Source organism: Prevotella sp. E13-27 (assembly GCF_023217965.1).
Classification (GTDB): Bacteria; Bacteroidota; Bacteroidia; order Bacteroidales; family Bacteroidaceae; genus Prevotella.
This window is the reverse complement of the sequence record NZ_JALPSC010000002.1, coordinates 1146182-1159041: the sequence shown is the minus strand read 5'-3', so window position 1 is coordinate 1159041 and position 12860 is coordinate 1146182. Positions and strand designations below refer to the sequence as shown.

2 protein-coding genes are annotated in these 12860 nt (G+C 48.7%); both read right to left on the bottom strand.

The window, feature by feature from the left end:
- Positions 1-66 precede the first annotated feature (66 nt).
- Entirely contained in the window at positions 67-285 is a 219-nt protein-coding gene (locus M1L52_RS13945; RefSeq protein WP_248615640.1) for a hypothetical protein, read from the bottom strand.
- A 24-nt stretch (positions 286-309) separates the two neighbouring features.
- Positions 310-12858, bottom strand: coding sequence for a hypothetical protein (locus tag M1L52_RS13940; RefSeq protein WP_248615639.1), 12549 nt, complete (start codon positions 12856-12858; stop codon positions 310-312).
- Positions 12859-12860: the final 2 nt, after the last annotated feature.

Genomic DNA, 12860 nt, shown 5'->3' with positions numbered 1-12860 from the left:
CTATATATCTTGTTTAATCGTTCAATTCATACTCTAGGCATACTCCAGCCATACTCTAGCCATACTCTAGGCTGCTTCTAGCCATACTCTAGGCATACTCCAGGCATACTCAATGAGTATGGGTAGAGTATGGGTAGAGGCTGTCTTCTCCCTTAGTGCACCGAGGCTAACCCCCTGTGCTATTTTGCTGTTTATATCTCTTTCACTCAATAACGTTTCGGTCATATCTTGTGTCATATCTTTTTTATATGTTGTTTTAATTTTGTTTTCTTCTTTATATCTCAACGGGTGAACCGCTGGGCACTATTTTTATTTTACTATTATCTTCTTTTTGTTCACGATGTAAACGCCAGTGTACTTGACGCGTGTCTCCTGTGTCTCGCCTGGCTGCAGCACGTAGTTGGCAATTGCGATGCCACTAACATTCCTAATGCAGATGGTTACAGGCTCCTTGAGGTGCGACGTAGTGATAATCTTGTGATTCTTCACATAGATAGAGAGACTGCCATCGAGCGTAGATTGAGGCTCTTCCTCCAGACCGTGATGATCACCGCTGAAGACGATGCGCTCAGGCATGTACTTCCTGCTGCTGGTTGGATGTACCTGACTGGTGAAGTATGGACGGAACGCACCGACACTCTTTGCCGAGCCAGTCACCTTGTCGTAGCTATCACCATTGGCATTGAGGGCATAATTGCCTTCGTCAACGGCTAAGCTCTCGTTCATATAGCTGGGCTTGAAGATGTAGTCATTGTCGCCGTAGGTAATCATCTTGCCAGTCATCTCGTTATCGCTCACACCGATACTGATACCTGGCTGCGATACGAACGAGATAATCTGCTTACCAAGCTTAGGAATGCTTACAGCAGTATTCTTGGCCTCGAAGTTACCACTGAGGTCGAACTCGTAGTAGGTAGAACCTGGCAGACCGAGGATATATGGCGTAGCCTTTGTCAGCAACGGATAGCTGTTGTATGTACGAGAATTACTATAATACTCCTGATACTCATCAGCATTCTTATCCTTCTGGTCGTGAACAGCGGTGTTCTCATAATAGTAATCCCAGAGGAAGGTGTTGGTGACGTTCTTGTCTTCACCAGCAGCAGTGGGGTAGAGGAAGTCTGCGTAAGCCACAGTGGTCTCATCTATGGTCTTTTTTTCAATACTATTGAACTCACGCAGCCAGTACTCATGACCCTTCGAATTCTCACCGCCATCATTGTAGAAGTGGGTAATCTCACCCTTCTGGTCGGTGGTAACCAGTTCCGCAGTAAACGGTACGCTGATGCCCTGCCAACCCTTCGTGAGGTCTACATATTCCTTGTCAAGAGGCAAGCGCTGGTACCACATACGATAATCACCACCGAGCTTATATGCTATTGGCGCATTGAAGTCCTGATAATCTACGAGCAGATGGTCATTGGTCGTTTGCTTATTGCTCTGAACGAGGTGACCATGAACACTTGCTGCAGAAGCCTCAGTCACGAGACGATAGCCCTTAGAGTTATCGTAATGCTCGCTATAGTCAGGTTCTGTGAAGTAGCTGTTCAGCACAGTGTATGTCTTTTCATTGACATCTGATGCAGGAGCATAAACCACGAGGTTCTGTGTCTCGTCGCAGTTCTCGATACTCAACAGACCGTCGTCATCGAGGAGCGGTGTGTAGAACAGGCCACCCTCATTACCCTTATGATAAGCCCCGTAAGCCGTATAGGCTCCATCATTGCCATCATAGTGTCCCTTGAAGTCGATAGCCGTCATGTTAGGATATGCATCACGCGGTGTGACAACCTTCTCAGGAAGGTTATCGGCCACAGCCTTCTCGTTAGCCTCTATCTGTTCGTCGCTTAGCTTCTCCTGCTGTGCCAAGTAGGCAGCAGGGTTGAAGTGAGCAATACCCATTTCCATAGAACGGTAGTATGCCGGAGCACGATATACGCGGTTAGCATCATCGCCTGTCGACAGGCGTCCACCATTGCGTGCAACGGCAGTCGGCACGTTCTGATGAGCCTCGGCAGCCCAGCCGTAGGTCAGCTTCTGTCCGAAGAAGATATAGTCGTCAGGCCAGATGGGATAGAAGTCAATCGTCGTAGTAGGCACACCTTCCACGGTGATGGACTTCTCATGGCAGCGCTCGTCCTCGTCCTCTGGGATAACACCTGCAGCGAAGCGATAGTCACCATCAGCAAAGCGGTCCTCGACATACTTGATACCATTGTAGCCAGACGAGCAGAGGTCTGCATTTTCTGCATAATATGCCGTTTGCGGCTCAGCTTCACCAGCCTTCCAGTACTTATACTCTACCCCACTATTCACCTTCTGGTCGTTGTAGCGCTTGTACAGGTAGAAGTTGTTCAGGTCATAGGCCACCTCACCGTTGTAGAAAGCACGGTCAGGCTTAGCGGTAGCAAGTCCGTGATTATCAGTATCGGTAGTGCTATAGCCCTTGTCTGTCTGACAATAGCTGTTGACAACCTGCTTGTAACCACTTCCTGCAGAAGGATTGCCGAATACTGCACGTACACTTCCATCTGGTGTACCTGTCGTATTCACCCAAGTACTCTCCACATATCCAGTACCCATATCAACCACACCGGCCGTATTGAACGAACCGGTAACACCGAGGTTATAGACATTACCACAGAGGTTCTTGAACAGTGAGTTGTCAAGACCACTGATGGTATGGCCATCGCCATGGAGCGTTCCCTCGAAGCACTGTTCTTCATTAACCTCTGGTGTCTCAGGATTATCTTCAGAGCCGATAGGTGTCCATGAACTACTGCTATGGTCTATATCTGTGCGCATGAAGAATTCCAGGTCTTTACCACCCTTCACCTTCTCATTTAACAGTGCATGACCAGTAAGAGCACCCGATTCTGCAGGAGTCTTCAGCAAACTCAGGTCATACAGGTTCTTGAACAGGTCGAGGCCGTTCTGGTCACTCTTGCTGTAGTCGTTGATGTATATCTTCGAGTCGCGCTGCACGTTCATATGGTCAATGTAATAGTGGTGCTCAGCATCATCCATCACCTTCTTCAGGTCGTGGTAGTTAGCCACGCTAACAGGTACGGCATTCGAGTACGTGCGACCCAGATAGCTCTTAGCGTAGTAGGCCACATAGTAGTTGTCTTGATACCAATAGAGTTGATTGAAGTCCGGATTGTAATCCACACCGTTGGTATGGCTTTCGGCATCACGTTGCGTAGCAAAGAGTTCCCAGCCACCACCTGTTACCTCGTAGGCCCCCGGTGTGACAGTCGGCTGACGCAGGCTAACGCGGTCACCTGGCAGGATAATCTCCGGCGGGGTAATATTCTCTATGGTAGGTACACCGCTCTTGAACGTCAGGTGGATATTCAGCACATGGCGCTCGCTGACAGGTGTCACATTACCCTGCGTATCGGTCTCGTCATAGTCGTACTGGTAGATGACGGTGATGATCTTCTCCTTCGACAGGTCGTAGATATTGCTCTCGCGGCTGACGTACAGCGTCGAGGTCTCCTTCGGCGAGATACCATGGATGGTGAAGTTCTTCTGCTCGTTTACCAACTTGGTATAACCTATAAAGTCTCCACTATTATCCGCAGCGATAATGGCTCCGATAGGAACGGTAGCACCATTAGCATATTCGTTGTTGTAGGTACCCTTGATACTCTTCACCTTATTTCCAGTTGTTATAGTATAGGCCTCGCGACAATAGTAGAAATTCGTGTTCTTATCGCTTTCTCCAAACGTGAGACGGGTGACATAACCCTGTTCTGTTGTGGTCAGACTGGTGTAGGTCTCACTGCTAATCGTTTCACCGATGGCATAAGGTGTACTACCAATCTGGAATGGCGTGTTCACCACATAGTATGTGCCTGCTTCTTTCACCGCGATGGTAGAGTAGTGGCGCTGTTCGTTGACTAGCTTGCCCTCAAATTCTTCGCGGCTGAGTTCATCGCCCTTTGTCAATTCAGTCACACCACTTTGTGTCGTTCCGTTGGAATGCTTAACAGTAACAGAGTTTGTCAAGGTCGACGAAGGGCTGGCGCTATTGTATTCTGCCGTGTAGTCCACAGACGTCTCAAGCGAGTAATGGGCCTTGTTAGCGGTGGCACCTTCCAAGTTGCCATCAGCAGAGTCGTACTGGTACTTATGACCTTCGGATTTAGCACCACTTGCTGCGGTGGTATAGTTCTTATCGATGAGCAGGTCGAGGACGTCGTAGTTGAAGTCGAACTTCGCACGATCAGTTGCCGACATCGAACTCCAAGCCTCCAGAGCACGGTAGTTACAACCACTCTCATAGTAGTTACCACCATAGTAATAATGGACAGGATCCCCTTCCGAATCAACAGTTGGTTCACTGGTACATAAGTAAGCCTGGACAAGACAGTTCTTAAGGTCGTCACGCAAGGTAGCCAGACTTATCAGTTCCTTCTTCTTCTCGGCAGTGATAGCACCTTCACCTGTGGTTGCTAAAGCCTTGATAGCTTCTGTAGTCATGTCACTCGCACCTGTCTTTATGGTGTTCATTTTACCGTTGACATCCGTGACATAGTCTTCTGCCTCCGACTTCTTCATCTTCGAGCCTTTATAGATGACCTTCTCCTTTGTGAGCTCGATGGACTTGGTGCAGATATAGGCCTCTTCGCAGTCGGTGCTGTGAGAACCAGCAAAGGTAGCAGACACCGCAGTACCCGGATTATAGTATGTCTCGTGAACACCCTCGGTTACGGTAATCTTATTCTTCACGATATACGCCTTCACGAAGGTTGCCTGTGTGCCATTCGATGCGGTTACATGGCTCTTAATACCTTCGTAGGTAGTGTAGATGTCCTCTGGGATGAGGTCGCCATACTTGTATTCGCTCTGTCCGAGTACCGCACCATCTGATGTATTCAGACGATAGGTAGGACCATCCTCATATTTAGCCTTGTCTGAAGCAGTTTCGATTGCATTGTATGCAGCAAGGGTAATCTTGCCACCAGCCGTAGCATCTGACTTCGGTGTGTACCAGTTGTCCCACTGGCTGGGGTTGTTCACCTCATAGGTCAGGATATAACCCTTGTCGTGGCTGACGTTGTTCGACTCACGGAAGATATAATCGTCACCAACTACCTTGTCATCAGCATCCTTGATGGGCTGGTTATCAGCATCGGTATATTCATGTTTTGTCTTTCCTTCAGGGGGCGTGATCTTGTAAGTGGCAAACTCTGTGTCGGTCATGACATAGGTGCCGGCGGCATATTCTGTGCCGTCAATCTTACAGGTAATGCAGTTCGTATAGGTCTTCTGCACGAACAAATCCTTTTCATAGTTGCTCAACAGATACCAATCCCAATAACTGATGGGGTCGTTCTTGTAGTATGTCTTGCCATTGACAATCATCTTCTTGCCATCGCCCAATTCTACGCCCGGCTTTGCGTAGTAAGCATAGCGGTTAGGCATCACGTTCAGCAACTTCATCTTACCATGTGAGGCAGCAGCAATGGTCAACGGGATATCAACGACTTCACTAAAGGCGTTCGACTGACCGGTGTAAGCTGAGATATACTGGTCGTAGACATACGTAGAACCCTTGATATACCAGAAGTGGGCCGGCATCTTGTCTGTGCCATAGTATCTGTTGCTGACATTGTAGCAGTCGTCGATAATGGTCTGTGTACTATGTACGAAGTTACCCGAGCTCTCCCACTCCTTCTGGTGGTCGGCATCGTCTGTTGTATCATACGTGTAGTCCCACTGGGTAACGGCATCTTGGTTCAGGGCTGTCAGCGTGGTATTCTTAGCACCACTTAGGCTAGGTATGCCATGTACGTTCTTCGCATAGACGAAGCCACCACCGATACCCGGAGAGACGTTGATGAGGTCGAGTTCCACGACACCGGTGATGGGACCCCAATCCTTCTCATGCAAATCGGTGCCAGTGCTCTTTTCTGTGGTGATTTCCAGATACACACCCGAAGCCAGCGCTACCTTATTATGGCTGGTACCGTTGTTACGGGTCTTGTTCTTGATGTTCTCCTTCTTCCAGTCGTAGAAGGTTGCCGTGCCGTATGCACCACCATCAATAGCTTTCTTATACAATTCGTCATTGCTGTCATTGTCGGTCTTACGCACATCGCTGAAATGCACGTCACTGGTCAACGCACCCAGGTAGTTCACCACATTGTAGATACCGAAATAATTGCCGTGAATGGCTTTGTTGGGATTAGCAAAATCATCGATATTTTGGTCTTCTACTTTTGCAGCAGGCGTTGCCCCTTCCTTCAACGTCAAATCTGACGTAATAACAGAGTAATTCTTGTTCAACGATACCTCACGTACACGGTTAACGGTGTAGTTGGTGTAGTCGACCTCCTCAGGCACACGGTCCTGAGCACCCTGCATCACCATTCGGCTGCCGAAGACACCACAGAAGTCAGCACGCTGGATAGAGTTCATCAGACGACCGGCATAGACTGGCAGCACACCACTCTCTACCCAATAGCCAGCATCTGGATTAGGCTCCCATCTCTCTTGGGGTGTGTTCCACTGGAGGACTGCCTTCCCTCCATATTCAAATGATTTGTATTCCTTATTTACTTCGTCATATACGAGGAACAAATCCAGCATGTCGTCAGCCGTGATAGTTGCTGCCTTTGAGCTGGGAACACTGGGATTGGCAGGATGATAAACGGTATTGTTCTTGTCCTGACACTCCGCCATACAGGTGTAGTTCAACTCGTAGTAGGCTGCCTCACGATCAGGCAGATTATGGTATGTATTGATGTCGATTTCCTTGGCAATCGAGTAGTAGTCGGTGCCGTAGTTGGTGATATTCAGTTCACGGTAGCCATCAACCAGCGTCAGGTTACCATCGCCATAGAGACCACCCGTATGACGCGTGCCCAGCGTAATCATGTCGCGATGGAACACATCGTTGATAGAGGCGGTGGCATTACCAAACACCGTGTTGGTATTGGCACCCGACGTCATAGAACCGGAATTGGCATTACCACCGGCAAACACGGCATTATGGATGATGATACCCGTCTGGTCTAAACAATCCCATTTTGCCTTATCTGTATTCTTATTCTCCAGCTTGTTCAGTTTCTCAATAGGCACATATTTACCAACGGAGAATGTTGTGCCATCGATATCCAAGGCAGAAATCACCTTACACTGGGGTTCTACAAGCACCTTGCAGTCCTCGGTGAATTGGCGCTCGGTCTTTTTTACATCCGATGTTGTCTTAAAGCCTTCATCACCCTCATTTAAAGAGTGTTCCGTATTATAGGCCTCAGCCTCTTCAGCTGTATAATAAATATTTTCCGTTACATAGGCCCCATTCTCATATTTATAATAGTAGCCTTGGTACAGACCGTCGTAGCGTACACCTTCCTTCACACCCTTGCCGAAGGAGCCGTCAGCTTTCTCATAGGCACTATATACAAAGCCGACATCGCCACCGCCAAAGACGTTACCGTCACCGTCGGCCACACCGGACACTGTACCGATTTCACCACCGTGTATACTTACTTCGGTCTGACCGAAGATGTAACCGTCACTATGCAGTGAACCGTGTCTGTTCAGGTTGTCATAACCACGACCGCCACCATACACATTGCGGTGTACGTGGCCGCTATACATCTTGACGTTTGTCTTACCAGGACGATAGATACCCTTCAGCTCATAATCAGTGCCACCGGTCTTCTCATTCATGTCACCACGTCCGATGGCAGCAATCTCACCACCACCGAATACGCTGTTACGTACGTTTCCGCCATTGATGGTCACATACGTCTTGTCGACGGTACTGTTGTCGATATATCCACCACCAAACAAACAGCCCGCATCCGTCAGCAGCGTGTTAGGAGTCTCCTTGGTGTCGTCTTCTATCTTCTCCTCATAGTGCTCGTCAAAGTCCTTGGTCGTTGCATCGTCGCTACCTGTTGAATTATACTGATAACCCACATAGCCATTGTTCATGGTCAGATAGGCTGTACCGAACACGGCACCACCCTCACCACCGCCATAGACGTTGCGTTGCACAGCAGGGATACCATTGACAAAGGAGCTACCGGCCAGGTCGCCAATCACCACGTGGGTCTCTGCAGGAACATCGCTGGCAGGACTAGCGCTGATGCCACCTGTGTGATGTCCCACATTACCTTCCCAGCCACCGCCATAGACGTTACGACAGGTACCACCCTTGATATAAGCCGTGGCACTGGCGGTGAAGCCATAGGGATTGTAATTTTTACTTTCGGAATCACCATTGTAGCGACCCACATGGAAGACGTCGTTGACGGCACCTGCCGTACCGGCAGCATAGATATCCTTCTTCACCGTACCACCGAGCAAGGCAATATAGGTGTGGCCATAGACATCACCGCTGCGTTCCTCGTCGGACGAACCATAACCGCCACCGTAGGCATAGTTCACCACCTCAGCGCCTTCGTTGATGATGACATTGGTGCTATAAATGAATTGGCGCTTAGCCTTTTCATCGTCCGAGAAGGCCGAGAAATTTCTGTCATCGATATCAGCATGATAGACCAGAGAGGTGTTTCTTAAACCTGCGAAGGCCTCGAAATAGTTATTAAACTCAGCATTCGGTTCGTAGTAGTTGCCCAGTTTCCAAGCATCCTTCCAGTCTTCATCCCATTCTTCCTTGATGGTCTTCGTGTCGCCCTCGTGTAGTTTTGTTGTTTTAATGGTACCTTTACCCACTTCTCCATCCCATCTGGCTGGGTCTCTCCATTTAGTATCTTGCTTGGAAATCTGCGCTGATGGTTTGTCCTTGTAGAGTTGCATGTACTTCTGAATACTCTCGGCATTCAGCACATGTCCCATCTCGCCGCCGCCATAGACCTCATAGACCTTGGCACCTTTGTTCAAGTTCACCAGCGTGTGTTCCGACCAAGTGTCGATACCGTGGCCAGCACCATAGACGGTGGCCAGATAGCCCTTCGACTTGTCCGACCATACGGGCGACGAGATGTTCACCTGAGTGAAGAGGGAACGACGCTCGTTGTTGTTACCACCATAGATCTTGCTGACGCTTGCCTTCTCGCTCGTGTTATTATAGTTCACGATGGCCTGAATGACATCGCAAGGAGGCAGAATCTGGGTACCGTAAGCACCACCGAAGATATTATTGATCTTGATGGTCGATTCCGCGGGCACATTCACCACGGTACGTGCTGTCACACCCTCGTTGTAGCTGCCTCCGTAGGCAGCTGCTATCTGCCCATGGAGCAGATCGATAATGGACGAGATACTGTCGCGATCAAAGCCGGGAGCAAAGGTCTTTGTCTTCTCTTGGCGCATGCCCAGACCATTATAGCTACCAGCTCCGAAGACCTCCATAGCCTTGAATTTCGAATCTCCATCAGGGATGTCGATAAGCACATAGCTGCAATCCTGTGCCTTGTCATCGTCTCTGTTTCCAGGATAACCGGTTCCACCGCCAAAGACGGCCTTCAAGGCGTTATGTGCATGATCCTTCGGACGGACATTTACAAACGAGCTGTGCTGCTTAGGCATGGCAGCATCAGTGCCATAGAGAGCAGTATTATTATAGTTATAAGAGCCGTAGCCACCACCGAAGATGGTATCCACCCTACCCTGCAGGTACTCCACATACGTTGAGGACTTCAGCACTTCAGGTATCTCATCGTCCTTGTAACCGTGTATCTGTGCCTTGTCAGTAGCATAGTTCTTTACGCGCTGTGTGAAGTTATAGCCATCCTCATACTCACCCGAGATTTCGCCACCGAAGTCGTTACCACCATAGACGATATCCCTGATAAATGGGAAGGCGTCATTATAGCCACCGGTATTGGTGGGCTGACGACCGATATACACCTCGGCATGTCCCAGAATATCTGCATCACTGGCACCACCGAAGGCATCGTAGATACGTCCGTTACCCAGGTTGACAAGCGTATTGCCACAGACGTCACCCTCGTTACCACCACCATACAGATATTCTGCTTCTGCCAGATTCTCTACTTTTTCATCTTTAGAGTTTACCGTTGTAATACCTTTCAGGTTTACCGTGGTGCTATATCTCGGGTCGAACTCATAACTATAGTTGCCCTCACCATCCACAATAGGTGTACCATTTTCGGCATGCAGTCTCTTACCGACAACACCCTGCTCGCCACCTCCGAATATCTGTAAGGTGTAGCCCTTGTTGAGGTTTGCAGTAGTGCTACCCCATACCTCTGTCTTCTCACCATGTCCGGCACTGAACACTGACAGGGCTACAGCCATCACGTCGTCGCGCTGGTCATCGAATTTCACATGAGATTTCTCATGACCAAACAATTCGCTCGTTCCCGTACCGAAGATATCTTCCCTCTTCAATACATCTTCGTTAATATTGAGGACGATGTTACCGTTGACGTGACCACTGTTGTAACAACCACCATAGACATTACCTTCTATCAGACGGGTGTCTTCATCCACAGAAGAACCGTTTGCTACTCTGATGAAGTTATCTTCCGGAATAGACCATTTTGCCGTATTCCACTCAAGGGCATTACCAATTTTCGTCAGCTCATAGTATGTGTGAGTTGCATCTGCCGTCTCCGTACCATCAGCAACGAACTTGGTTGAGCGCAAATCCGTATGATAATATTCCTTTCCTGCCGTAAGTTTAGTAGCAACGTTACCATTCTTAGTAAATACATTTTCAAATGTCTCATTCCATCGCAGAGGCATGATAACCATGTTCTGGAAATTAATCTCCAGACGGTCTTTGATATTGCCTGATTCCGTTCCGTCGTCGGTATAATAGTTTGTATTTTCAACAATATCTCCACGTTCATCTTTAGAGCCTATGATACCGCCTTCGTAGAAAGCATTCAGACCTTCTTGAGCAGTAATATCGGCATTGTTACAGCCACCCACGAACTTATTATAGATATTCAGGCCTTTGTCGATGGTTATGCTCATCTTGCCAGGAATAGCCATACTACCTACGTTACCGCCACAGAAGAAGGAACCTACGTAACTGGAGAAATCGACATAGTTATCAGGGTCACCGTTGGCAACGTTGTCAAACACGATGCGAGGCTGTTGAGTCATGGCGACACCTTCCATATACTCAGCGAAGGTCGCAGCATTAGTCAAATTCAGTGTCGAGTAGTTATCATCGGCATATCTATTCAGGAATGCGGTGTCTATCATACCCTCACCATTGTTGCCGAGATATACATTATCAACAACGACGTGTGAACCCATCTTCAGTTCTATCAACGGATTCTTCTTCTTGACATGCAGCGATGCACAGTTACCACCGACGAAGACAGAACCGTGGATGATGGTTTGATCGTTGGCAGCTTTACCCTTCAATCGGATAGACACCTGCTCAGCATTCGGACGGAACGCATTCAGTGCATCTACTGATCTTCCCGTAGTAACGTTGTAATGGAAATCTCCATAGGTCTCACCATACGTTTCATTGTCCTCACTGATCAAGTCAGTATATGGGTAGGCACCGTTACCACCACCATACACATTACCATAGACGTTGGTATAGATACCTACGGCATTACCGCCATAGACGGTACCCGTCACGTCGTTACCGCCATAGACATTATGCACATATCCACCACGTACCAGCGTACGTGCCGACAGTTCGTTGGGGAAGTTATAGCCTGGCAGGTTCGTACAAGGCGAATATTCGCCGTTCACCGTTGGCTTCACGTCTGCCATACGGCAACCGCCATACAGGTTATCAACGATAAGGCTGGAGTAGTCCTTGATTTCAAGCAGCAGACCCGTCGGAGAGGTCATAGCACCACGGTTACCACCGCTATAGAGGTTACGCACCTTACCTGCCAGCAGGTTCCACGTCGGACGGATGTGCATCTCAGCCTTGTTGTTACCACCAAAGAAGCGGCCTACCTGATAGGCACCACTGCTGGGTTGCGAGAAGGTGGTGTTGATACCCATCTCCTTGAAGCGGGCGTTAGTGAGCAGGTCGATGGCACCTGTCGTGCCTTCGGCAACCTCCACACCAGCAGCAATGGTCCAGATATGGTTCACCACCGCACTGGGGTTGTTGAAGTGGATTACCGTTTCCTCCTTCACCGTGGCATTATTACCGCCGCCATAGCCATAAACAATAGAGCCACCATTGATTTCAAGATATGTCTTGTTCAGTTCGGGCAGTACGAAAGGAACTTTACTCCTTGCAATGATGCTGTCACCTTCCTTGACGACATAGTCATCATTATCTCTTAGCGAGTCTCCATTTTCATCCAGATATTTAAAGTCACCGTTACCGCCACCGAAGAGCTGTCCGATATAAATCTTCTTGGCTGTAGGATCGGGCTTCGCATCTACACCAGGTGTCTTGCCGTAAGCAGCATTATCAAGGTCGGTAGAAGCTAAATCTACCTCTTCTTGAGAATATTTAACTGTGTCTCCGTTATCCATCAATACCTTAGTGCTGATGCGCACAAAGCTGTTGAAGGTGTTATCTATAGCGTTCTTATTCGGATAGGTCTCCTTGGTCTCAGCACCTTTCAGCACAGCTTCCAGCAACGTGGGAACAGTTCCAGTACCAATGCGTCCTGATATATCATTGCCGCCATATACCTGATTAATAAGGATATAGTCGGTAGCGTTCTTACCATCAATGTTCACAAATGCGTTTCCACCCACATTTGCCATACGGGCACCGCCAAACACTCTGCCCTTAGGGTCAGTAAGCGGTCGTGTTGCCTGCGCGTCAAGTACAGCGCCGATGTCGCCAGCCTTCACCGTAACGCTCGTAGAGCCTTTCACCATTGCCTGGTTGCCACCGCCATACACATTACCGCCAATCCTAATCTGCCCCTGCGCTACAATCGTGCTCAGGAGTACAATTAACATTA

Bases quoted from the DNA above. Each gene is read 5' to 3' on its own strand.
- M1L52_RS13940 (WP_248615639.1), bottom strand. From the start codon at position 12,858: ATGTTAATTGTACTCCTGAGCACGATTGTAGCGCAGGGGCAGATTAGG.